This is a genomic window from Collimonas arenae, from assembly GCF_001584165.1.
GTDB classification, from domain to species: domain Bacteria; phylum Pseudomonadota; class Gammaproteobacteria; order Burkholderiales; family Burkholderiaceae_D; genus Collimonas; species Collimonas arenae.
In genome coordinates, this window is the sequence record NZ_CP013233.1 from 2095732 (window position 1) to 2121307 (window position 25576).

Here is a 25576-nt window from a genome sequence, read left to right on the forward strand (position 1 = left end):
AATTGATTGAAAATGAGAATGTAATGAAAATCCAGCTACGTTTTTTTGCCAGCATCCGCGAGGCGCTCAACCTGTCGCAGGAAACGCTGGAGGTGCCGGCGGCGGTCGCCACCGTTGGCGATGTGCGCGCCTATTTGCGCGCGCGCGGCGGGGTCTGGGCCGAGGTGCTGGCTGACGGGCGGGCGTTGCGGATGGCGTTCAACCAGGAGTTGGCAAGCGCTGATACGGTGCTGGCCGATAATGGCGAAGTGGCGTTTTTCCCACCCGTGACCGGCGGCTGATGTTAATCCCGTTCCTGTCGGCGCAAGGCGACTGGGACTGCTACTAGCGAGGTTTTTAATTATGCCAATTCGCGTTCAGACTGAGGATTTCGATCTCGCTGTCGAACTGGCGCAGCTGCGCCAGGCCAATCCGAAAATTGGCGCCGTGGTCACTTTTCTCGGCACGGTACGCGACCTGAACGACGGCAGCTCCATCGCCCAGATGGAGCTGGAGCATTATCCCGGCATGACCGAGAAAGCCCTGTCCACGATTGTCGACCAGGCCAGGCAGCGCTGGGAGATTTTCGACGCGTTGGTGATCCACCGCATCGGCCCGCTGTTGCCGCAGGACCAGATCGTACTGGTGGCAGTCAGTTCGGCGCATCGCGGCGATGCGTTTGCCGCCTGCGAATTCATTATCGATTACCTGAAAACCGAAGCGCCGTTCTGGAAAAAGGAACACACTCCACAAGGTGCGCGTTGGGTCGATGCGCGCACCAGCGACGATGAAGCGTTGGCGAAATGGGAGCAAGACGCATTGCCGCTGCCGATTCGCGAAAGCAAGAAATGAGCTGGCTTGCGGTTGGCATCGGCGCGGTACTAGGTGCATGGCTGCGTTGGTTGGCGACCATCTTGTTGGGCGCATATCAGAATCAGTTGCCGTTGGGTACCTTGGTGGTCAATCTGGCTGGCGGCTATATGGCTGGCCTGGCAGTGGGTTTTTTCGAAGCCCATCCGCTGCTGCCGGTCGAATGGCGGCTGTTGGTGATCACCGGCTTTCTTGGGGGATTAACCACCTTTTCCACCTTTTCGGCGGAATCGATGGTGTTGCTGCAGCAGGGCGACTATGCTTGGTTCTTGGGGCATGCACTGCTGCATCTGTTTGGCTCGATCATTCTGTGTATTGCCGGCTTTGCGACGTATCGCGCCATCACTTTTTGAATATTTCCTTTATCCGCAGCATCGCATGCGCTTGAAATTAGCTGGCCTGTCCCAATTTTCTATGCATTAGATATTTTGGAGGAACCATGCGTTTCGATAAATTAACCACAAAACTGCAGGAAGCCATTTCCGACGCCCAAAGCCAGGCGGTCGGTAATGATAATCAGTATATTGAACCGGTGCATGCGTTGCTGGCGCTGTTGCAACAGGATGATGGCGGCGCCACTTCCCTGCTGCAGCGTGCGGGTGTCAATGTCGCCGCCCTTGAGACCGGCCTGAAGGCAGCGCTGGAGCGTCTGCCTAAGGTCTCCGGTAACGGTGGCGAGGTGCAGATCGGCCGCGAGCTGCTGGCCTTGCTCAACCTGGCCGACAAGGAAGCGCAAAAGCGTGGCGATCAATTTATCGCTAGCGAGATGCTGCTGCTGGCGCTGCTCGACGATAAATCAGACGCCGGCCGCCTGGCGCGCGAAAACGGCCTGACCCGCAAGGCGCTGGAAGCAGCGATCGCTGCGGTGCGCGGCGGCGCCAATGTTGCCTCGCAAGACCAGGAAGGGCAACGCGAGGCCCTGAAAAAATACACGCTGGACCTGACCGAACGGGCGCGCATCGGCAAGCTTGATCCGGTGATCGGCCGTGACGATGAAATCCGTCGCGCGATCCAGATTTTGCAACGGCGCAGCAAGAACAATCCGGTGCTGATTGGCGAGCCGGGTGTCGGCAAGACGGCGATTGTCGAAGGGTTGGCGCAACGGATTGTCAACGGCGAAGTGCCAGACAGCCTGAAGTCGAAGCGCGTGCTGTCGCTTGACATGGCGGCCTTGCTGGCCGGCGCGAAATTCCGCGGTGAATTCGAGGAGCGCCTGAAAGCGGTGCTGAAGGAAATCGCCCAGGATGAGGGGCAAACCATTGTCTTCATCGATGAATTGCACACCATGGTCGGCGCCGGCAAGGCCGAAGGCGCGATGGATGCGGGCAATATGCTCAAGCCGGCGTTAGCGCGCGGTGAGTTGCATTGTGTCGGCGCGACGACCCTGGACGAGTATCGCAAGTACATCGAGAAAGACGCTGCGCTGGAGCGCCGTTTCCAGAAAATCCTGGTTGACGAGCCGAGCGTTGAAGCGACCATTGCGATTCTGCGCGGCCTGCAGGAAAAATACGAAGTCCATCATGGGGTAGAAATTACCGATCCGGCGATCGTCGCAGCGGCGGAATTGTCGCACCGATACATTACCGATCGCTTCTTGCCGGACAAGGCCATTGATCTGATCGACGAAGCCGCAGCCAAGATCAAGATTGAAATCGACTCCAAGCCGGAGGTGATGGACAAACTCGATCGTCGCTTGATCCAGCTCAAGATCGAGCGTGAGGCGGTGCGGCGTGAGAAAGACGAAGCATCGCAAAAACGTTTCGCTTTGATCGAAGAAGAAATCGAGAAGCTGTCGCGTGAATATGCTGATCTGGAAGAAATCTGGAAATCGGAAAAAGCCAGTGCGCAAGGCAGCAAGCATCTGAAGGAAGAGATTGAAAAGTTGCGTCTGCAAATCGACGAGGCGACGCGCAAGAGCGATTGGCAGAAAGTGTCGGAGCTGAAGTACGGCAAGCTTAACGAACTGGAAAAGGCGCTGGAGACGCAATCCAAACAGGATGCGCTGGCGGCCGAGCATCCGGATCCGAACGGCAAGCCGCAGCTGGTTCGCACCCAGGTGGGCGCCGATGAAATTGCTGAAATCGTTTCGCGCATCACCGGGATTCCTGTATCGAAGATGCTGCAAGGCGAGCGTGAGAAGCTGATTAGCATGGAAGATGAATTGCATCGCCGCGTGGTTGGCCAGGATGAAGCCATCGTTGCAGTTTCCGATGCGATCCGCCGTTCGCGTGCCGGTCTTAGCGATCCTGATCGGCCGTATGGTTCGTTCATGTTCCTCGGGCCGACCGGGGTTGGCAAGACCGAATTGTGCAAGGCGCTGGCTGGTTTCCTGTTTGATAGCACCGATTCCTTGATCCGTATCGACATGAGCGAGTTCATGGAGAAACATTCGGTTGCCCGCCTGATTGGCGCGCCACCCGGTTATGTGGGCTATGAAGAGGGCGGTTACCTGACCGAGCTGGTGCGGCGCAAGCCGTATAGCGTGATCCTTCTCGATGAAATCGAGAAGGCGCATCCGGATGTCTTCAATGTGCTGCTGCAGGTGCTGGACGATGGACGCATGACCGATGGTCAGGGGCGCACCGTCGATTTCAAGAATACTGTGATCGTAATGACCTCGAACCTTGGTTCGCACCGTATCCAGGCAATGGAAGGAAGCGATCCGGCACTGGTGAAGATGGAGGTGATGGCCGAAGTACGCAATCATTTCCGGCCCGAGTTCATCAACCGTATCGATGAAATTGTGGTGTTCCATTCGCTTGATGAGAAGAACATCGGCGCAATTGCCAAGATCCAGCTGCGCATTCTGGAGCAGCGTTTGGCGAAGATGGATATGGGGCTGGAAATTTCCGAAGCTGCTCTGCAAAAAATCGCAGAAGCGGGCTTCGATCCGGTGTATGGGGCGCGGCCACTGAAGAGGGCGATTCAGCAGCAGATCGAGAATCCTCTATCCAAATTGATCCTTGAGGGGAAATTCGGGCCAAAGGACATTATTCACGTAAATGTTAACAATGGTGAGATAGTGTTCAAAGCGACAATTTAAGCTCGAATCTTACATAAGCAACAGAGTAGAATCGCAACAAGCTTGATCGTGTTGCTTTAAAGATTAAAGGTCACATGGTGATGCCGTGTGACCTTTTTTTTTGCGCTTTTGTTATTGGGGGTGGCGCTGCGTCGTGAATCGGTTATGAATGTTGTCGATTGCATATTTTTGGCGATATGGAGGAGATGAGATGACGCCGTGAAGTATGGTGAACACGACAACAACAAGGTTTGACGCTGGTTGGCAGACCGACCGGAAAAAATTATATTCTGCTCGATGGTGGAACGAGACATACGCACTTCGAGTCGAATAGCGCCAATTTAATGTGTTTTTCGAGGCAAATTTGAAGCGAACTTCACTACAGCGCTTATTCATTTTGCCATTTGCAACCTTGCTGTTGTGCCTGGCGGTTTCAGTCGGCTGGTTTCTTTACCAGGCGGGACAGGACGCAACTGACGCGTTATCGCAAAAAGTTCTGGCAGACATGATGGGGGAATCAATGGCGCGATCAACCGGCAGTTGTTCGACGCCGGCGCCGCCTTGCGCGTGGTGGCCCCAGACCAATTGCCCGATGCTACAGGCAAGACGCCGACGCGCATTCCTTTTCCCAATAATGTAGGTCGGCTGGAGGAGCGCATGTGGATCGCTACCGGGCTGTTTCCCGCCGTGGGTGGTTTTGTGTGCTTTGGCGGTGTGGACGGCCAGTTTGTCGGCATTCGCCGGATTGGCGCCAATGAATTCCGGGTCAGGCTGCGCGGCGCCGGTGATGGCCCTAGTCACTTGTATCGCAGCCGCGGTCCGTCGACCGAGATGATCCTGTTGGAGACGGAGGAGTACGAGCCGCGCGAACAGAACTGGTACGTCAGCGCCTCTACCGGCATGCGCGATGCCTGGTCTGCGTTATTTGTCGATGAATCCATCAATGAGCCGGTAATGATGTTGGCGCGGCCGGTGTATGGCGATAATCGGTCTGTGCTTGGCGTGGTGGCAAGGGAGTTGTCGTTGAAACCGCTGCGAGAATATCTGCAGGCGTTGTCGATGGATCGTCACGGGCTGGCATTCGTAGCGGAAAGCAACGGCAATCTTGTGGTTTCCTCGAATAGCGATAGCCCGTTTGGCAGTTTGCCGGGAGAGCCGGGCAAGAAGGTGCGCGTCAACGTACAGGATTCAGGCTCGCCATTGATGCGGCAAAGCTGGCAACTGGTGCAAAGGTATCTGCAGCAGCATCCGGACGCGGTATTGGCTGGCGATTCGGCAGGATCTCCCGGTGCTGGCCTGGACCAGCCGCGGCAGCTTATCAGTGGTGCCTTTCCGAGCGAGTTCGGGCAGATCGAAGTGGCGGCCCAGGTCCATCGCGATGCCGCCGGGCTAAATTGGATTGCCGTTGTCGCGTTGCCGCGCTCGGACTTCTGGGGGGCGATTAATAGCGGCGTCTATAAGAGTCTTTATCTCGGCTTGCTGGTGATCCTGCTGGCCTTGCTGTTTGGTTATGCAATTTTGCGCTGGGCATTGCGCGACATCCGTAAACTAACCTTGGCTGTGCGCAGCATCGGCAGTGGCCGGCCGCTGGCGAAATTGAATATCGATCGCAAGGACGAGATCGGTGAGCTGGCTGAAAGCTTCCAGGAGATGGAGCGTCATCTTCGCACTGATCGCCTGACCAGCCTGCTCAACCGGGATTCCCTGATTGCCCAAATCGAGTTTCGTCGCCGTACCGACGTCGAGCCGCATCTGTTCCGCTTTGCTGTGCTGTTTGTCGATCTCGACAAATTCAAGCAGGTCAACGATGAATATGGCCATGATGAAGGCGACCGGGTTTTGATCGAAGTCGGCTTGCGTTTGCAGAATGCCTTGCGCAAAGAAGATGAAGTGGCGCGTTTTGGCGGCGATGAATTTATCGTTTATTTGCCGGGCGTGGCTGACGAGGAATCGGCATTGGCGATTTCCGAAAAAATCTATGCGGTGTTGAACAAGCCGATCCTGATGTCTAACGGCGAGTATTTCCAGATAGGCGCATCGATCGGCGGCGCCCTGTATCCGGCTGACGGCCTCGATCTGGAAGCCTTGTTGAAGGTGGCTGACAAGCGGATGTATAGTGTCAAGAAATTCGGTGGTCCGGCATTCTCAGTGGATCCCGAGTGATGCGATTCCGGATTTCTAACACGATGGAGATGTCATGACTTTTGCAACCACCGATCTTTGCGACGCCAACGAAGACATGCTGGGCACGGCAGCCCTGGCGGTGCTGCCGCCGGTATTTATTTCGCTGGGCAAGCGCCAGGCGTTTGCCGGTCCGGCGCGAACCCTCAAGGTGCATGAGGACAATGTGCTTGTGCGCAGCACATTGGAAACCGCGGGCGAGGGCCAGGTGCTGGTGGTCGACGGCGGCGGTAGCTTGCGCTGCGCGCTGGTCGGCGGCAACCTCGGCGTGCTGGCGCAGAAGAACGGCTGGGCAGGGATTGTCGTCAATGCTGCGTGCGCGATTCGGCGGAGTTGAATGCCTGTGATATCGGCGTGCGTGCCTTGGCGTTGCATCCGCAGCGTAGCGTTCGTAAAGGGGAGGGGGAGCGTGATGTCAGCGTTTCGATAGCCGGTGTCACGGTGCGGCCGGGCGACTGGATTTATGCTGACGCCGACGGGGTGTTGGTGGCTAGTCAGAAGCTGCATTAAGCGCCGCCCTGGCAAAGACAGAAATGACCGTCTCGTCGAGGCGGTGTTAATGCAGTCGATTTCCCAAAGTGGTTCGCCGACATGGCCTGACATTTTTTCTATTTACTGAGAGTGCGTAGCATGTCTCATCGGTTGAGCATGCCGCGTCCGCTTATGCACTTATGCTGCGGCGCGTTGGGTTACTCCATTGTTCGCCAGAATAGTCCTTATCATTTATAGGGCTATTGAAAATCGTATTAAGAATGATTCGCATTTGTGTTACACTTGGAAATCATCTTATCCTAGTGGAGTGAACATATGGCGCAAATGCATGAGCGGACGAAACCATCGGCAGCGATGCCAATGTTGAACTTGAGTTCCGATGCATCGCTTTCTGCCGCCCCCTTGCTTGATGCCCTTATCGCGAATCGCCCGCTGTTCGTCAATGTGGCGCGCAGCTTTGTCGGCTGCACCAGCCGCGCCGAAGACGTAGTCCACGATGTGTTCATCAAGCTTGCCGATCTTCCTGATCAGGAAGTTGTCCGCCAGCCGGCCGCCTACGTGATGCGGATGGTGCGTAATGCATCCATTGACGCCTGTCGCCGCCAGAATCTTGAAAATATCTACCGCGCCGACGAAGACAGCGGCCTGAATATGCCTTCGCAAGAACCGTCACCGGAGGCCGCGCTGGAGGTGCGCGATACGTTGCGCCACGTATTCGCTGCATTGGCTCAGTTGCCGGCGCGTAGTCGCAATGCATTCGAAATGGTACGGCTGCGCGACGAAACGCTGCAGAGCACCGCACGTGCACTCAACGTCTCGCAGACACTCGTGCATTTCATGGTGCGTGATGCGCAACGGCACTGCAGCAACTGCCTGGAGGCCTGCGACCGCGGCGCCGCCATTCCTGCATTTCACAGCAATAACTCGCGTGATGCTAAAAAAATGCGCGCGCCAATCGTCTACTTGAAGTAGAGGCGGCGTTTGGGCGCAGCAAATCCTATCCGTCACCGTTTTTTGAACGCATTTCGAGCGAGCTCCCACCATGACACAAGCACAGAATATTCCTGACACCATTGCCAAAGAAGCGGACGGCGATGTTTACACCGTTGTGATCAACGACGAAGAGCAGTATTCGATCTGGCCGACGTTTCGCGCTGTGCCAGCCGGTTGGCGCGAGGTAGGAGTAAGCGGCCCGAAGGCTGTCTGCCTGGCGCACATCGAATCGGTCTGGACCGACATGCGGCCGGCCAGCTTGCGTCGTCATATGGATGGCGCTGCCGCGCCGAAGGCGCAAGTATCGTAATTTGCCGTGCCCGGGTCGGGTTCCGGCCCCGGTTGCACTGTTTCTGCAAGAGGATTTCGTATGACTACAATTTCCGTGCCGCAGCTCACGCTTGATGATCTGCGGATCGAGCCGGGCTTGCCGACTATCGTCGCGCCGAAAGCCGGAGTGGATATTTCATTGGAAGAGGCGGCGCCGCTATTGCGGACGCTTGCCGACGACACCCTGGAAAAGGCCGGTGGCATCCTGTTTACCGGCTTTCGCGCGGCGCCGGTGGAAGCGTTCCAACGCTTTGCCGCGTCATTCGGGCACCCGCTGATCGGTTACGAATTCGCATCGACTCCGCGCAGCCAGGTGGAGGGCGCCGTATACACCTCGACCGAATATCCGCCGCATCGCTCGATTCCGCTGCATAACGAACAATCGTATACGCGTGAATGGCCGTTGCGGATCTGGTTCCAGTGCGTGCTTGCCGCACGTTCCGGCGGCGCCACGCCGATCGCTAACAGCCGCGCGATTTATCAGGCGCTTGATCCGGCGCTGATTGCGCGCTTTACCAAACGCGAACTGCTCTACGTGCGCAACTTTGGGCAAGGCCTTGATTTACCGTGGGAGCAGACCTTCGGCTCAAACGATCCGCGCGTGGTTGAGCGTTATTGCGCCGCGCGCGGCATCGACTGCTTATGGCGTGACGGCGAGGACGGCGAGTTGTTGTTGCGTACGCGCGAACGCTGCCAGGCAGTCGCAAGCCATCCGCGCACCGGCGACATGGTCTGGTTCAATCAGCTAAATCTGTTTCATCTCTCTGCGCTGGATGAAGACATGCAGGAGACGCTGGTCGATGCAGTCGGTTTTGAGAATGTGCCGCGCAATGTCTTTTATGGCGACGGTGAGCCAATCGAGGCCTCGGCGCTGGCTGAAATTCGCGGTGTGCTTGACCGCCAGCGCATTGTTTTCCCCTGGGTCGACGGCGACGTGCTGATGCTGGATAACATGCTGACGGCGCATGCCCGCGATCCGTTCGAAGGGCCGCGCAAGGTGGTGGTGGCGATGGCGCAAAGCTATAGCGAACCGAACGCCGGTCAGCGACTGACGGCGCCATGATGAAGGCGGTGGGAGCGGCGCTGTTGGCGCGCTCGTTGACGGTCGCTTATCGCGAACAAGTGGTGCTTGACCGGCTGGACCTGAGCATCAAGGCCGGACGAATCACTGCCTTGTGCGGTCCCAATGGTTGCGGCAAGAGCACGTTGCTGCGCACGCTTGCCGGGTTACAGCCGTTTCGTAGTGGCCAAGTGGAAGTGAATGGCGCCGCGCTGGGCTCTTACCGGCGGCGCGACCTTGCGCGGGCGCTGACGATGCTGGCGCAATTCAATCAAATTCCCGCAGGGTTAACGGTGCGCGAGCTGGTCGCCTATGGGCGCTACGCATATGGGGGGTGGCTGCGTGGATTGACGCGTACTGACCAGGTGGCGATCGATGAAGCACTGGATGCCAGCGGACTGGCCGATTATGCCGGGCGTGACGTGGCTGCCTTGTCGGGCGGTGAACGGCAACGTGTGTGGATTGCCATGGCGCTGGCCCAACAGGCGCCCATCGTGCTGCTTGATGAGCCGACCACCTATCTCGATATCCATCATCAACTCGATATCCTGTACGAACTGCGTCGCCTGAATCAGGAGCGCGGGCTGACGATCGTATGGGTACTGCATGACCTGAACCAGGCCGCCGCCTTCAGCGACGAGATGGTACTGATGCGCGCCGGCCGCATTGTTGCGCATGGCTCGCCCGATGCGATGCTTGAGCCGCACTATCTGAGCCAGACCTTCGATGTGCCGATGCTGAAGATCGCCCACCCGCAGACGGGCGCGCCGATGTGCGTGCCTGCCTATCAGGGAGCGATCGATCCGGCCCGAGCCGGCAAGGACCTCGCGGCATGAGTGCATCGGCGGTATTCCGCTCGTCGCGCCCGCGTGGTCCGGGGCGCTGCTCAGCAGCCGGCAGGCGCCGATGAAGAGCAGGGTGGCTGTCATTGCGGCGGCGCTGATCGTGTTGATCATCGTTACAGCGGCAATGCGTCTTGCTCCCGGCGTGCAATTCTGGCTGGCGGCATCCGCGCAGGGCGGCGACGCCGCCACGCTGAGCCGTATCTTGTTGTTCGACTTGAGCATGCCGCGGGTAGCGGCGGCGCTGGTCGCCGGCGCTTGTCTCGCGGTAGCGGGGACGCTGTTCCAGGCTATCACACGCAACCCGCTGGCCTCGCCCGATCTGCTCGGCATCACCGGCGGCGCCCAACTGGGCCTGCTTGCCGCCATGATTGTGCCGGTACTGGCTGGTGTGGCGTCGGTGCCGTTGTTGTTCGGTTGCGGCCTGGCTGCTGCGCTATGCGTGGTGGCAGCGGCGGGCTGGCGCGCGACGCCGTTACGTCTGGTGCTGGCCGGCAGTGTGTGCATGTTGCTGTTTTCGGCGATTAGTACGCTGGTGCTGGCGTTTTTCGAGCAAAGCATAGCCGGCGCTGCGCTTTGGGCCAGCGGTAGTCTCTACCAGCCAGGGGCGAGCGGGCTGAAGACCGCCATGGGTTGGCTGTTGCTGCCGTTGCTGGTGTTGCCATTCGTGATCCGCCCGCTCAATCCGCTGGTTCTCGGCGATGATGCCGCTACCGCTGCCGGAGTGCGAATCGACGCCGCGCGCGGCGTAGCGATGGTGGTCGCGGTCGGCTTTGCGAGCGTTGCGGTGAGCATTGCCGGGCCATTGTCGTATGTAGGTTTGATCGCACCGAATTTGCTGCGCCAGATACGCGGCGCAAAATCCTCGAAGCTGGGGGCGTTGGTGCCGTTGTCGGCATTGGTGGGGGGCGCGCTGGTGCTGGTGACCGATAGCGCCGTGCTGGTGCTGGACTTGGACGCTACATTGTCGACCGGGGTAGCGATTGCGTTAGTTGGCACGCCGCTGATGCTGGCAATGATCCGCAGCGGTGCAGCATGGGCTGGCGCCATGGGCAAGGAACAGGAGCCGCCGGCGTCGGCAGCGCGAACGCGCGGGATGTTGGCGCTGGCCGCGCAGCCATGGCCGGTGATCGCTGGCGGTTTGCTGCTGGCCAGCGCCGCACTGTTGTTTGTCGGCGCTTCGCTGGGGGCGAGGATGATTGATCCGGCCAGCTGGTTGGCGGCTCTGGATGGTCGCGACGAGGTAACGCGGATGCTGCTTGACCTGCGTGTGCCGCGCTTGCTGTGTGCACTGCTGGCTGGCGGCTTGCTGGCCGCCAGTGGGGTGCTGATGCAGAGCATCGTGCGCAATCCGCTGGCCGGGCCAGAAGTGCTGGGCGTGACGCAAGGCGCGGGATTGGCAACATTCATCGCCCTCATTCTCTGGCCCTTCGCGGCCCATTCGACACTTGCTGTCGCCGCGTTGGTCGGCGGCGGCGCTACCCTGATGCTGACCCTACTGCTGAATCGCCGCCATCGTTACGCACCGCTGGCGGTGGCATTGACCGGGCTGGTTCTCGGCACCCTGTGGACTACCTTGTCGCAGTGGCTGATCACGCAACAGAGCGTACAGCCGGCGCGATTCGTGGTCTGGCTGGTCGGTGGCACTTATGGTCGCAGCTGGGGTGAAGTGATGACACTGCTGCCTTGGTGTTTGCTGGCGTTGCCCGTGCTTGCCTTTCTGGCGAAACCGCTCGACCTGCTTGCACTCGGCGACGAACAAGCCGCAAGTCTGGGCTTGCCGATCGCCGTCTTAAGGCCGCTGGTGTTGACGGTTGCCACGCTTGCCGCGTGTGCGGCGGTGGCAGCGGTGGGGCCGGTCAGCTTTATCGGCTTGATGGCGCCGCATCTGGCTGCAATGCTCGGCGCTCGCAGCCATCGCACACGCTTGTGGTTGGCCGCTGTCTGCGGCGCCTTGCTGTTGGCGTTAGCCGATGTCGCCGCTCGCACGCTACTGGCACCGCGCGAGATTCCGGCCGGCGTGCTGACCGCCATGATCGGCGCGCCTTATCTGCTGGCGTTGCTGATCATGCAGGTTCAGCGGGAGAAAAGAGGGGGGCGGTAATGGACATGCAGCTACCGGCCGGATTGCATATGCAAGCACCTGCGCATTGCATGGCGGTGGTGGCGCCGGAATCGATGGCGCCTCATCTTGAACATGTCTGGCTTGGCGGCCCTGCCGAAAATCAGGGTGCATCGGTGCCCGGCGACAATGTGGAAGACACACTTTGTATTCCGCTGACGCAGCTTGGTGCACATCGGGCTGATCTGCTGGACGCCATGGCGCTGCAGTATGGTGGCGACGCCAATATCCATGCGCCCGCACTCCTGTCGCAATGGAGTAAATACTATTTCTGGCTGGCGGCGCCAGCCGGCGTCGCTGCGATACTGTTGCGCCGTCCACTCGATATGTCGCCGGTGCGCACCCGGTTAGTGCTGCGCGGCGGAATGCCGGTTGCGCTCCATTTCGCCACCGGCGCGCTGCAGCCAGTCGAAGTGGACTGTTCACGTTGCTACTCGCCGCTGCTGGGACATCTGCAGGCAGTGATCGAGATGCTGGCAGACATGACGCGGATTGCGCCACGGGTATTCTGGAGTAATGCTGGCAACCTACTCGATTATCTGGCCGGCCAATGTGCGACATTGCCGGGAGCCGCGGACGATATGGCGCGCCTGTTCCAGCCGACCACTGTCGATGGCGAATCCAATCCGTTACGCATGCCGGTGCGTCATGTCCAGCCTCGTACGACGCTATTGCCCAACCCGTTTCGCGCGCGCCGCGTATGCTGCATGCGCAATCAGATTCCAGGAGAGATACATTTGTGTGGAAGTTGTCCATTACTGCTGACGATGCCCGACGACGAGTTGGCGCTGCAGGACTCGTTGCGATGAAGGCGTGTATGCGACGACTTTGTACGGTGACGGCTATAGCTTGTGCAAGCTTGTCCTGCTATGCAGCGCATGCTGCTGATGTCTCAAGCCACGCAATCAATGCTGCGTCTTGTGTGTCTCTCGCCAGCAATCCCACCGTGTCGCAATTTCATCCAACGATGCCGAAACGGCCGCGGCGCATTGTCGTGCTCGAATTCATGTTCGGCGAAGACCTGGCTGCGCTTGGCATGACGCCGGCCGGCATGGCCGACGCCGCCAGTTATGCCGGATGGTTTGACTATGACAAACAACGCTTGGCGCGCGTGCCGGATGTCGGTACACGCCAGGAACCTAGCTTCGAAGCGATTGCGGCGCTGCAGCCAGACCTGATTCTCGGCGTCGGACTGCGGCATGCTTCGATATTCGCGGCGCTGGACCGAATCGCGCCAACCGTGCTGTTCCAGTACAGTCCCGATCTGGAAAAGAGCGGCGCAGCGCTGACCCAGTTCGACTGGACCCGCAAAATATTCCAGACTATCGCTTGCCTTACCGGACATGAAGAGCTGGCGCGGCAGGTCGAAGCCAAAGTCGACGCCGGACTGGCGCGCAATGCGCAGCGAATTGCTCAGGCCGGTCGCAGCGGAGAGCAGGTCGCATGGCTGCAGGAACTGGGGTTGACCGATCGTTACTGGGCTTTCACCGGCAACAGCATGGTGGGTGGCGTGGCGCATGCGTTGGGCTTGCGGCTTGGCTATGCCGAGCCGACGCGCGAAGGAACCACCTATGTGACATCGGAGGATATGCTCAAGAAGCCCGATCTAGCCGTGTTGTTTGTCAGCGCCACCGGACCTGAAGTGCCGCTCTCCACCAAGCTCGATTCGCCAATCTGGCCTTTTGTGCCTGCGCGACGGGCTGACCGGGTGGGCTTGGTCGAGCGCAATCTCTGGGTGTTTGGCGGGCCAATGTCAGCTTTGCGCCTGGCCGATACGATGACCGACAAATTGCTGGCATTGCCGCTGCCGCTAAAACGTTGATGGCAGCGTTGATAGCGGCGCAGCTATTTTCTAAATGGCTGCCATCCCAATATTTCACTTGCATTGTCCGAAGCAGGAACCGCAACCCATTTCTGGGTGCGGTTCCAGGTCGGTTTCATGTTCAGCCTTCGGTGCCGTTGGCTGCTGCAGCGAATAATGGCGCTGGCGCAAGCTGCGCGCCATGCGTTTCGCTGATGATGCTGCCATTATCCAGTTTCAGCACGCGATCGGCGAGCGGGAAATAGCGGTCGTCGTGGGTGATCACCAGGACCGTCTTGCCGCGCGCGCACAATTCCGGCAGCAATTGTTCATAGAACACGGCCTTGAACGCCGGGTCTTGATCTGCGGCCCATTCGTCGAACAGATAGAAAGGCCGATCCTCCAGGTAGGCCACAACTAAAGCCAGGCGTTTGCGTTGACCGGTGGAGAGTGCCCGGGTCGAGAATGCACCGTTGACCACCTGCACCTTGTGATCCAGCGCCAGCTTGGCGACCAGTGCATTGGCCCGTGCGTCGGCTTGTGCGCGTGACGGATCGTTAGGATCAATGATGCCAAGCAGTGCATCGAACAGGTGAAAGTCATTGAACACTGCGGTGAAGCGCTCGCGGTAAGCCGCGCGCTCGGTAGAACCGATGGGCTGGCCATCCACTTCGATCACGCCGTCTTCCGGTTCGTAGAGTCCTGTAAGCACTTTAGCCAGCGTGGTCTTGCCACTGCCGTTGCCGCCAACCAGGAACACCAGCTCGCCCGGCTTGAAGGTCAGATTGATCGGTCCGACGCTGAACATCCGTTCGTCGCGTTCGTGGAAATACGAGTGGGTGACATCGCGCAAGGTTAGTGTCTTGAACGGTGCATGCGATGCACTTTCGCTCGGTATGGTCAGGGTGCGCAGGTTGCCGAACTCTTCCATCACTTTTTCGATCCGGTCCAGCGATACCCGAGCCGCATTCAGGGTTGGCACGTTATTGAGCAGGCCATCAAGCGGCAGCAGCATGAACAAGAAGACAACGATGTAGCCGGAGGCAGCTGCCGGATCGGCATGCACGCCCAGCTTCGGCCAGAATGCTGCGGCGCCGAGGAAGGCATAAAACAGGAAGACGATCCAGCCGACGCCGACCGCATAGGCACTGAAGGCGCGCCGGCGATGATCGCGTACCTCGCCGATGGCGGCGCCAAGCTGGCCGTCCAGGAACTGGCGCGCGCGCGCCTGGTGCAGCTTGAGTTCCTTGGCGCCGGTGAACAATGCGCCGAGATAGCCGAACAGCTTGTCTTGCGACTGGCCGGCCGCTTCCAGCGAGGCAATCGCGCGCTTGTCGCCGGTGTGATATCCGATCGAGCCAACCACGATGGCCGTCAGCGCGAGCAGGCAGACCGGCCATGACAGCCAGGCCAGATAGCCCAGGCAGCCGAATACGATCGAACCGTGCATCACGATGTTGGGCAAGGCGAAAAACAGCATCGAGACATTGGTGGCGTCGTCGGTCAGCACCGATTGCACGGGGGCGGCGCCAATTCTTTCGACATCGCGCAACTCGGCCGCGGCGACGCGCTTGGCGACATGCTCGCGCAGTTGCGCCATGGTGTCTTGCGAAAGCCGCGCGAACAGCACGCCGGTAATGACGCGTGTGACCAGCGCTATCACTGCGCAGAGGCCGAAACGCAGGGCCAGCTCGCCGTCAGCAGCCGCTGACCCGGAGAGTGCGCGATTCAGGGTCGCCACCAGCAGCACGCTGGCAATACCGTTCAGTACACAGGCAGTCAAGGCAATGGCGAGTGCGCCGCGCGAGCGTTTCAGCAGCGCCAGGATAAGGCGCATGGCCGGTTTGGCCGGGGCGGAAATTGAAGGGGCGGGCGGGGAAGTGTAAGGCTGGTTGGCAGCTGTCATCGGCGGTCAGTGGTTTGGGGTTGTAAAAAAGACGTGGTTGAGCGGATTTGGGCTCTTGTCACTGATGACGAATGACTGTCGAAAATCTTCAGGTCGTTTTTAATTGGTTGCTGTCATTGAGAAGAAAAAATAATTTTCTTGCGGAATTGATTAAAGAATCCGACGCCTGGTTCGTCAATCCAGCAAAGAGGCCTCACTTGCGGCCGGACTTGTCGTGGCGCTTCATGCGCGGTCCGGCAAAAAACCGCCGCTGCGGCTTCACCGTTGACAAAGCATTACACAAAAGGATTTTATGCCTATGACGCGCTTTCCGATCGCATTGCACCACCAAATCCGTGCGCAGGCACGTCTTGACCCCGATGCGCCGGCGTTGGCGTCGTTTTCGCCGCACGCTGTGCGGATGTCGCGCGGCGATTTGGATCGGCGCGCCGCGCGGCTTGCGGCCCGCCTGCGGGCGTCAGGTGTATCGGTGGAGGTGCGGGTTGGCGTGTGTGTCGAACGTTCTTGCGATCTATTTGTGGCGTTGCTTGCGGTATTGAAAGCGGGCGGCGTGTTCGTCGCGCTGGATCCTCGCCATCCGGCCGCGCGCCTTGACTGGATAGTCCAGGATGCCGGGCTTGCTCATGGCATCGTTGACGGGACGGCCGACGCCGCCATGCGGACGCGATTCTCGCACTGTTTTGTGGTTGGCAATGAAGAGATGGATGCTGACGGTGACATTTACCCGGATGAAGGTGATGCGCCGGTACATCCACACAGTGCGGCTTACATGATTTATACCTCCGGTTCCACCGGCACGCCGAAGGCGGTAGTGGTTGAGCATGGACCGCTTGCCGTGCACTGCGATGCGCTGAATGCTTCGCTGCCTATCGACCCCAGCGATCGATTGCTGCATTTCGCATCGGTGAATTTCGATGTGTCGATCGAGGCCTGGCTCGCGCCGTTGTCAATTGGCGCCAGCGTCGTGATCAGCGATCCGCCGCCGTTCCCGCCCGAAACTGCGCGCCAGGTCATGGAACGGGAGGGTGTCACCAATACGACGCTGCCACCGGCATATCTGCGTGAATTTGCCCTGGCGTGTGAACGCTCCGGCGTGCCATCGGCGTTGCGCGTGCTGCTGTTCGGTGGTGAGGCGATGTCGCAGGATACTTTCGAAGAAATTCGACGCGTGTTTCCGGCAATTCGCTTGGTGAATGGTTATGGGCCTACTGAAGCGATCATTTCGCCAATGCTGTGGCCGGTCGATCCTGCCGACGTGCCGCTCCTTGAACAAGGCAACGGGTATACATCGTTACCGATCGGCTGGCCGATCGGGCCGCGGGTCGCCAGGATAGATGAGGTTGCGGCTGGGGCAGAAGGCGAGCTGTTGCTTGGTGGTCTATGTCTGGCGCGCGGCTACCACGGCCGGCCAGCGCTCACCGCAGAACGTTTCCTGCCGGATCCGAGCGGGGCGCCAGGTAGTCGTATCTATTGCACCGGGGACCTGGCGCGGGAGCGCCCGGACGGCTCCTTTGACTATCTAGGTCGTATCGATGACCAGGTGCAGGTCCGTGGCGTGCGGGTGGAGCCCGGCGAGATCGCCGCCTGTCTGCTGGCGCATCCGAGCATCGCCGACGCGGCTGTACTGGCGGAGCCGGTGAGCGGACGCACGCAATTGATCGCGTGCGTGGTACTGAGTGCGGCGCTGGACGATCAGCAACTGAAAGAATACCTGGCGCAACACCTGCCGCCGGCGTGGTTACCGCACCGTTTTGTGCGTCTTGAGCGCCTGGCTTACACACTCAACGGTAAACTGGACAAGGCCTCGCTGCGTGCTGCCGTGGCTGCGCAACCGCTTGCGATTGATGAAGATCACATCGCGCCGGAAACAGCCATCGAGCGCGACCTGGCGGAATTGTGGCAACGGCTGCTGAACGATCCAGCGCCTATCGGCCGCGAAGACCGCTTCTTTGCACGTGGCGGCGATTCGCTCGCGGCGATGCAGATGCAGGTAGCAATCCGGGTCGAATGGCGCGTCAACCTGCGGCTGGATGTGCTGTTCGATAATCCTTCGCTTGCTGAGCTGGCGTTGCTTGTCGAGCGCAGCGATATCGAAACGCAGGTTTATCGCATTCCGGCGCAACGCGGCTTGCTGAGCAACGGCGGCGCTTCCTATGTCGACTATCCGGTCCCATACGCGCAGCAGCGTTTCTGGGTGCTGGCGCAGACCCGCGACGCCGGAGCTGCCTATCATGTCGCCGTGGATTGGGATGTGAGCGGCGTTTTGCAACTTGATGTGCTGCAGCGTGCGCTTGATCACATGATGGAAAGGCATCAGGCCTGGCGCACTACGCTGGTCGAAAATGATGACGGCATCGTGATGCAGCGGATCCATGCGCGCCTTCCTGTGCCCATCGTTCATGTCGATTTAAGTTCAAACGACGTCGCTGAGCGCGCACAAAAACTGGCCGATCTAGCGGAAAACCACGTGACGGCAGGCTTCGATTTGTCCAATGGTCCGCTGGTGCGAGCAACACTGGTGACGCTTGGCGATGCCGCGCAGCGCCTGATGCTGACCACCCATCATGCCGTCAGCGACGGCTGGAGTTCGCGTTGCGCATTCCAGGAGTTGACTGCAGCCTATACGGCGTTTGTCAGCGGCGATGAGGTCGCCTTGCCTGCATTGCCGATTCAATATGCCGATTACGCCCAATGGCAGCGCGACATGCTGGCAGCAGGCGAGGGCGAGCATCAGCTCGGCTATTGGCGTAACGTATTGCGCGACGCACCGCCGCCGCTGGCGCTGCCACTTGACCGTCCGCGCAGCGCTGAACGCGATTATCGCGGCGGCCGCGTCGTGTTGCGTCTTTCGGATGAAATTTCAGGTGCGGTGCGCGAACTCGCCCGGCGCGCACGCACGTCGCCATTTGCGGTGCTGCTGGCGGCATTCGACGCCTGGTTGTATCGCTTGACCGGAACCGCCGACATTGTGGTCGCCGTGCCGGCAGCGCATCGACAGTATGCAGAAACGATGCCGTTGCTCGGCCTGTTCCTGAATACCTTGGCATTGCGCGCGCACGTGACGCCGAAACAGCCGTTTTCGGCGCTGTTGGATGCGGTACGGGCAACTGCGTTGGATGCGTTTTCATGCCAGGATGTGCCGTTTGATCAGGTCGTCGATGCCGTGAAACCGCCGGTGCGGCGCGGCGACGAATGGCTCAGGGTCAAATTCGCACAACAATTCGATCTGGCATTAACTGCCGATCTGCCGGGCGCTACGGTCCGCATGTCGCCGGGCCTGGACCTTGCGGCGCGTTTCGATCTGGCCCTGGATTTTACCGACGAACCGCGCGGCATCGAACTGATTGCTGCCTATGCGCTGGATGGCATTGATGCAGGCACGGCGCAGGCTTGGCTGCACAGCTACGCTGCGCTGGTCACCGATGCGGTAAGCGATCCGACTCGGAAAATTGTGGATTTGGATTGTGCAGAGAGTGCTGATTACAATGCCGCACGGCATGGCCGCGCGTTACCGCCGGCATTCGATAGCGTGCTGGCGCAGTTTGCGCGGCATGTCGGTGAAACGCCGCACCGGATCGCATTGGCGGACGCCGATACACAACTGACGTTCGCCGAACTGGACGACGCTTCGGATCGCGTCGCATTGGCGTTACAGCAACACGGAGCAACGGCAGAGCGGCCAATCGCCATCTGCATCGAGCGCTCCGTGCATTTTGTCGTCGCGTTGCTCGCCGTGCTCAAATCTGGATCGTACGCTGTGCCGCTCGATCCAGCGCTGCCGGCAGAGCGCCTGGCCAGCGCGATCAATGCTTGTCAGTCGCAGCGGGTATTAGTTGCCCGCCGAGCTGATGATGTCTCTCACATCGGTGGCGCACAAGCGCTTGGACTGGATGAGTTGGTGCAAACGCCGTGCGCGATGAGCGGTGCCGCCAGACGGTTGCCACCGATGCCGGAACAGGCGGCTTATCTGGTCTATACCTCCGGTTCAAGCGGCAGCCCCAAGGGCGTGACGGTTTCCCATCGGGCGCTGGAAGATTATGTGCAGGGGATGCTGGATGAACTGTCCTTCTCCGCCGAAGCGTCGATGGCGATGGTTTCCACGGTAGGTGCTGATCTGGGTCATACGACTTTATTCGGTGCATTGTGCTCCGGACGCACGCTGCACTTGTTGCCGGCCGAATGCGCATTCGATCCGGACCGCTTTGCCCATGAAATGCGCACACGCAAGGTCGGTGTGCTGAAAATCGTTCCAAGCCATCTGCATGCACTGCTCGATGCGCAACAGCCGGCTGACGTGTTGCCGGCGCATGCCATCGTGCTGGGCGGCGAAGCATTGCCTTGGGCGCTGGTTGCACGCATTGAGGCGCTCAAGCCGGGCTGCCGCGTGATCAATCATTATGGCCCAACGGAAGCAACGGTTGGCGCCTTGGCATGCGATACATCGGCGCCAGCACAGGCCGGCCTGCGTGCAGAAATGTCGTCATCGACGCGGAGCGTACCGCTCGGCAGCCCGTTGCCGAATGCCCATGCCTATGTGTTTGACACACACGGCGCCAGCGTACCGAGCGGCGCGGTCGGCGAACTGTATCTCGGCGGCCCTGGCGTTGCGCGCGGCTATCTTGGGAAAGCGGCGATGACCGCCGAACGATTCGTGCCGCATCCCTTCGCGCCGGGCGAACGTCTGTACCGCACTGGCGATCGTGTGCGGCTGCGTGCCGATCAGCGCCTGGATTTCCTGGGGCGCATTGACGACCAGGTAAAAATCCGTGGCTATCGAATCGAGCCTGGTGAGGTCAGTGCAGTGTTGCGCGGGCTGCAAAGCGTGGCGCAGGCGGAAACGGTGGCGGTCGAGCAAGAAGGACGCTTGCGCCTGGCTGCATTTGTGACGCCGCGCCTCGGCGCAAAATTTGACGTTGCGTCGGTGCGCGCAGCATTAGCGGCGCGTTTGCCGGACTACATGGTGCCGGCGCAGTTGATCTTGCTGGATGTCCTGCCGGTGACACCTAATGGCAAGGTTGATCGCCAGGCATTAAGGACATTGGCGGTCGCGCCCGCGCCTGCCGAAGCAGCAGGCGATGCGCCAAGCGGCGCCGTCGAAGAAACCCTGGCGGCGGTCTGGAAAGAAGTGTTAAAAGCCGGAACGATCGGGCGTGAAGACAATTTCTTCGAACTGGGTGGCGATTCGATACTGGTGCTGCAGGTGATCGCCAGGTCACGCAAGCGCGGTGTGCGTTTCACGCCGAAGCAGTTGTTCGATGGGCCGACAATCCGACAACTGGGGCAGGTCGCCACGGTGACTGAAAATGCTGCGCCGGCGCGGCAAGCGAAGCCGACTGAGTCCGAAAAAGCGGATGGTGTTGAGAAATTGACATTGACGCCAGCCCAGCTACGCTTTTTCTCGTTAGACATTCCGCGGCGCGGCCACTGGAACCAATCGGTCAGGTTTGATCTGCATGAGCCGTTTGATCTTGACGCTTTCGCCCGCGCATTTGAGGGAATGCTCTCGCATCACGAGATATTCAAGCAGCGCTTTGCCAGGGATGACGCCGAATCATGGCGTATCAGCAGGGCGGCGCAGGCCTTCGATACTTTGCCATTGGCTGTCGCCGCAGTACTTGATGAGGGCGATGCACTGGCACAATTTAATGCGCTGCAGAGCACGCTGGACCTGGAGCGCGGCCCGCTGGCCTGCGCCTTTGCCGCAACCTTGCCCGACGGCCGGACACTGGTCTACCTGGCGATTCATCACGTAATCGTCGACGGCGTTTCCTGGCGCGTGCTGCTGGAAGATCTTGATGCGGCATATCGGGCTGCGCGTGAACGCCGCAGCATGCGTTTTCAGACGACGGGGAGCAGTGCGCAGGAATGGGCCGCGCGGCTTGCCGGCGCAGCTGTCGATGCGGGTTCGCCGTTCCTGGCTGAGTTGCCGTACTGGACATCGCTGGCGACGCCGCACGATGATTTGCCGCTGGATCACCCGCACGCGTCGGCGACCAACGCCGATGCAGAAGTGGTGATGCAAGCACTGGATGCAGAACTGACACGTGCCGCGTTGACCGAGGCGAATGCGGCATATCGTACGCAAATGATTGACCTGCTGATCGCGGCGCTGGCGCAAGCCATCGGCGCACACGCTGGAACTGCATCGTGCCGCCTTGAACTGGAGGGGCACGGCCGCGAAGCGCTGTTTGACGATCTCGATGTCAGCCGCACGCCGGGCTGGTTGACGAGCCATTACCCGGTTTCCTTCGCGATCGGAGATACGGGCGTCGCGACACTCTGTGCTGCCAAAGATGCGTTGCGTGCGGTGCCGAACAAGGGACTCGGTTTCGGCGTGTTGAGCCATTATGGCGATGCATCGACGCGCGCTGCGCTTGCTGAAGTACCGCGTCCGCGTGTGACATTTAACTATCTGGGGCAGTTTGACGCGCCGCGCGATGCGGCACTGGTGCCGAGCTTCGGCGGCGCCGGGCAAGAGCGCGATCCTACCGGCCCACTCGGCAATGCGCTGGCCATACATGCGTATATCGACGCCGACGGTCCGCGTACCTTGAAGGTGCACTGGGTTTACGGCAAGACACAATTCGAACGCGCGACGATCGAATCCTTGGCCCAGCGCTTTGAAGCAGCGCTTGCCGACATGACAGCAGCCTGCACCGTGCGCCTCGCGCAGCGCGGAGCTTGCGCCACACTCGCCGACTATCCGCTGGCGCGCGTTGCGGGCTTCACACAAGCTGCGTTGGAACGTTTGCCGTTGGACCTGCGTACGATCGAAGATGCGTATCCTTTGTCGCCGATGCAACAGGGCATCCTATTCCAATCACTGCTGGCACCTGAGCAGGCTACCTATGTCAATCAATTGGTCGCCACGTTGATTGCGCCGGATGTGGTGCGCCTGCGTGCCGCTTTCGAAGCAACGGTGGCGCGGCATGACATATTGCGAACCGGATTTACGCCGGACGAAGCGATACCGGTGCAGATTGTCCATCGTCAGGCAAGAATGCCGGTTGAAATCCTCGATTGGCGCGAACAGCAAGACGAAGTCGAAACTGCATTCAATGCATGGCTCACGGCCGATCGGGTACGCAGTTTCGACCTTGCTGCACCGCCGCTGATGCGTGTGGCGCTGATTCGCTTCACGGACGACGAATGGCGTCTGGTCTGGACCCGGCATCATCTGTTGCTCGATGGTTGGAGCACGGCACGATTCTTTACCGAGGTGCTGCGCGATTATATCGAACCACAACGCCCTCAGCTGTTTGCCGCTGCGGCAAAAACGCGCTACCGCGATTTCATCGCCTGGCTCGGCGCGCGCGATATTGGCGCCGAGCGCGCTTTCTGGCTGCAACGCCTTGCGCATCTTGAACAACCGACATGCGTTGCCGCGATAGCCGGTCCAGATTTCGCAAGCGACACTCAAGCAGGAAATCGTGTTTGGCGCGCACAATTTGCAGCCGATGTGACGCAGCACATGAGCGATGCCTCGCGTCGTCTGAAAGTGACGCTCAATACCTTGGTGCAAGGAGCCTGGGCGCTGGCGCTACAGCGCATGACGAACCAGGCTACGGTAGCGTTCGGCGCTACGATAGCGGGCCGCCCCGATGCGTTGCCGGATGTCGATACCGTGCTGGGTCTGTTCATCAATACCTTGCCCGTCATAACGGCTCCTGCGCCTGGAATTTCGGCCGCGACGTGGCTGCATCAACTGCAAAGCGACAATGCCGCTGCAGCCGAACACGCGCATACGCCGCTGTATGAAATCCAGCAATGGGCGGGGCACGGTGGCGCGCTGTTCGATACGTTGCTGGTGTTCGAGAATTATCCGGTCGATGAAGCCTGGCAAGGACGTGACGAGCGCGCGCTCAGGATGCGTAACCTGCGCAATATAGAAGCTACCGATTTTGCCTTGACGCTGGTGATAGAGGCAGGAGCGACCCTGACGATTGACTACGGTTACGATGCGGCGCGCATCGACCAGGCCCGCGTCGTCGAGTTGCATCAGGCATTTACAGCTGCTGTCGACGGTTTCCTCGATCGACCGGAGGCGGCGCTTGGTGCGCTGTCCGTGATCGCTGCAGGTGATGTTGTCGCGCTGGAACAACATAACGCCACTACGCAGGAGTGGCCTGATCGGCAGCAGTTGGCGTTGCATCGTCAATTCGAATGCGCCGTCCGCGAAACGCCTGGGGCGATAGCGCTGGAATTTGTCGACGGCCGGCACGTGCAGACGATGACTTACCGCGAGCTCGATGAACGCGCAAATCGCGTCGCTGCCGCACTCGTGGCAGCTGGTGTACAGCCTGACACGGCCGTTGCGCTGTGCGTTGAGCGTTCGTTCGATATGGTGGTGGCGCTGATGGCCGTGCTCAAGTCGGGCGCAGCCTATCTGCCCGTGGATCCGGATTACCCCGCCGAGCGCATCGCTTACATGCTCAACGATGCACAACCCGCAGTGGTGATCACGCAAGCGCACCTGCGCCAGCGGGTTCACGCTGCGGTGGAGCGCCCAGGGACATGCATCCTGACCGTGGATGAGTTGATGCAAGGCGGAAAAAAACTGGTTCAGCCAATTGATGTCGCGGCAGAGCAGCTGGCATATCTGATCTATACATCCGGTTCTACCGGCAAGCCGAAGGGCGCCGGCAATACGCACCGCGCGCTGGCCAACCGGATTGCGTGGATGCAGTCCGCCTACCAGTTGCAACGCGATGACGTGGTGCTGCACAAGACGCCGTTCGGCTTTGACGTATCGGTCTGGGAATTCGTCTGGCCGCTTGCAGTCGGCGCCAAACTGGCGATTGCAGCGCCGGGCGATCATCGCGATCCGGCCCTGCTGGTCTTGGCGATCGACACACATAAAGTCACAACTTTGCATTTCGTGCCTTCGATGCTGGCAGCCTTTGTGGCTTATCTGGACGACTTCAAGGCCGCAGCGCGTTGCGCCAGCATCGAACGGATAGTCGCCAGCGGCGAAGCATTGGCGCCGGAACTGGTGGCGCGTGTTGCTCGCTTGTTGCCGAATGCGCAACTGGTCAATTTGTACGGTCCGACCGAGGCTGCCATCGACGTTTCGCATTGGACCTGCACGGCAGCCGATGGACGCGCGGTTTCGGTACCGATCGGCCATCCCATCGCCAACCTCCAGTTGCATGTGCTGGATATCGCGCTGCAGCCGACGCCGCAAGGCGGAGTGGGCGAACTGTATCTGGGTGGTGCCGGCCTTGCCCGCGGCTACCTGGGACGGCCTGGATTGACAGCAGAACGCTTTGTACCAGATCCGTTTGTGCCGGGCGCCCGCCTGTACCGCACCGGCGACCTGGCGCGACGCCGAACCGATGGCGCGCTCGATTACCTTGGCCGCATCGACACCCAGGTGAAGTTGCGCGGCCAGCGCATTGAACTAGGTGAAATCGAAGCCTTGCTGCGGATCGCGCCCGGTGTGCGCGACGCTGTCGTGATCGTACGCGAAGAACAATTGGTGGCTTACGTGGCGCGCGCACCGGAAACGGCGCTTGATCAGGAAATGCTGTTGGAGATGCTGCGCGCGCAGTTGCCTGCTTATATGGTGCCGGCGCAGATCATCGAACTGGACGCGCTGCCCGTGACACCCAACGGGAAGTGCGATCGCAATGCCTTACCTGTTCCTGTGCGCCAGAAAAAGATCGCAGTTGCCTTGCGCACCGATACCGAGCACACGCTTGCCGCCATCTGGCAGCGCGTGCTGCGCCTGGATGCTGTTGATCGCGACGACGATTTCTTTATGCGCGGCGGCCACTCGCTGCTGGCGATCCAGGTTAATGCCCAGGTCAATCTGCACTGGGGCCTGATGCTGCCGCTGCGCACGCTGTTCGACGAACGCACGCTGGAACGCTGTGCGGCCGTGATCGACCAGACGCTTGCAGAGCGCGGCGCGAACGGTGGAATAGACGCCGCCAGCGCGATTGATGCCTTGCTGGGCGAACTGGAAATGGAATGAGG

Annotated in this window: 14 protein-coding genes and 1 pseudogene; 14 read left to right on the forward strand and 1 reads right to left on the reverse strand. The window is 60.0% G+C overall.

The genetic code is table 11. From position 1 onward, the window contains the following. The first annotated feature begins 23 nt into the window (after window positions 1–23). From moaD to CAter10_RS09910, 13 genes and pseudogenes are all read left to right on the forward strand, one after another. Window positions 24–281: a molybdopterin converting factor subunit 1 gene (gene moaD, locus CAter10_RS09850; protein ID WP_061533275.1), complete on the forward strand. Its 258-nt coding sequence runs from the start codon at window positions 24–26 to the stop codon at window positions 279–281. A gap of 61 nt (window positions 282–342) precedes the next feature. Next, window positions 343–831 (forward strand): molybdopterin synthase catalytic subunit MoaE, encoded by a 489-nt coding sequence (gene moaE, locus CAter10_RS09855; protein ID WP_061533276.1) that lies wholly within the window; start codon window positions 343–345, stop codon window positions 829–831. After that, entirely contained in the window at window positions 828–1202 is a 375-nt protein-coding gene (gene crcB / locus CAter10_RS09860; protein WP_061533277.1) for a fluoride efflux transporter CrcB, read from the forward strand. The genes moaE and crcB overlap by 4 nt, the downstream gene beginning before the upstream one ends. An 86-nt stretch (window positions 1203–1288) precedes the next feature. Further along, entirely contained in the window at window positions 1289–3892 is a 2604-nt protein-coding gene (clpB, locus tag CAter10_RS09865) for an ATP-dependent chaperone ClpB (protein WP_061533278.1), read from the forward strand. A 519-nt stretch (window positions 3893–4411) separates the two neighbouring features. Next, window positions 4412–6034: a sensor domain-containing diguanylate cyclase gene (locus CAter10_RS09870; protein ID WP_061533279.1), complete on the forward strand. Its 1623-nt coding sequence runs from the start codon at window positions 4412–4414 to the stop codon at window positions 6032–6034. Between the two features lie 34 nt (window positions 6035–6068). Next, window positions 6069–6562: pseudogene (rraA, locus tag CAter10_RS09875) on the forward strand (ribonuclease E activity regulator RraA). Window positions 6563–6859: 297 nt separating this feature from the next. After that, on the forward strand, window positions 6860–7516 hold the full coding sequence (locus CAter10_RS09880) for an RNA polymerase factor sigma-70 (protein ID WP_061533280.1): 657 nt from the start codon (window positions 6860–6862) through the stop codon (window positions 7514–7516). 70 nt (window positions 7517–7586) lie between these two features. Beyond that, window positions 7587–7847 carry an MbtH family protein gene (locus tag CAter10_RS09885; protein ID WP_061533281.1) on the forward strand — a complete coding sequence of 87 codons (261 nt, stop codon included), beginning with the start codon at window positions 7587–7589 and terminating at the stop codon, window positions 7845–7847. A gap of 60 nt (window positions 7848–7907) precedes the next feature. Continuing rightward, window positions 7908–8930, forward strand: coding sequence for a TauD/TfdA family dioxygenase (locus CAter10_RS09890; RefSeq protein ID WP_061533282.1), 1023 nt, complete (start codon window positions 7908–7910; stop codon window positions 8928–8930). Then, window positions 8927–9763, forward strand: a complete 837-nt coding sequence (locus CAter10_RS09895) for an ABC transporter ATP-binding protein (protein ID WP_061533283.1) — start codon at window positions 8927–8929, stop codon at window positions 9761–9763. The genes CAter10_RS09890 and CAter10_RS09895 overlap by 4 nt, the downstream gene beginning before the upstream one ends. Before the next feature lie 46 nt (window positions 9764–9809). Beyond that, window positions 9810–11873 (forward strand): Fe(3+)-hydroxamate ABC transporter permease FhuB, encoded by a 2064-nt coding sequence (fhuB, locus tag CAter10_RS09900; RefSeq protein ID WP_257722429.1) that lies wholly within the window; start codon window positions 9810–9812, stop codon window positions 11871–11873. Window positions 11874–11878: 5 nt separating this feature from the next. Beyond that, window positions 11879–12700: a siderophore-iron reductase FhuF gene (gene fhuF, locus CAter10_RS09905; protein WP_231879293.1), complete on the forward strand. Its 822-nt coding sequence runs from the start codon at window positions 11879–11881 to the stop codon at window positions 12698–12700. Window positions 12701–12708: 8 nt separating this feature from the next. After that, window positions 12709–13713 (forward strand): ABC transporter substrate-binding protein, encoded by a 1005-nt coding sequence (locus tag CAter10_RS09910; RefSeq protein ID WP_470294980.1) that lies wholly within the window; start codon window positions 12709–12711, stop codon window positions 13711–13713. Window positions 13714–13834: 121 nt separating this feature from the next. Here the strand turns inward: CAter10_RS09910 and CAter10_RS09915 are convergent, their stop codons facing one another. Beyond that, window positions 13835–15598, reverse strand: coding sequence for a cyclic peptide export ABC transporter (locus tag CAter10_RS09915; protein ID WP_061533285.1), 1764 nt, complete (start codon window positions 15596–15598; stop codon window positions 13835–13837). Window positions 15599–15896: 298 nt separating this feature from the next. Here CAter10_RS09915 and CAter10_RS09920 point away from each other — a divergent pair, with 298 nt between their 5' ends. Next, window positions 15897–25574: a non-ribosomal peptide synthetase gene (locus tag CAter10_RS09920; RefSeq protein WP_061533286.1), complete on the forward strand. Its 9678-nt coding sequence runs from the start codon at window positions 15897–15899 to the stop codon at window positions 25572–25574. Window positions 25575–25576: the final 2 nt, after the last annotated feature.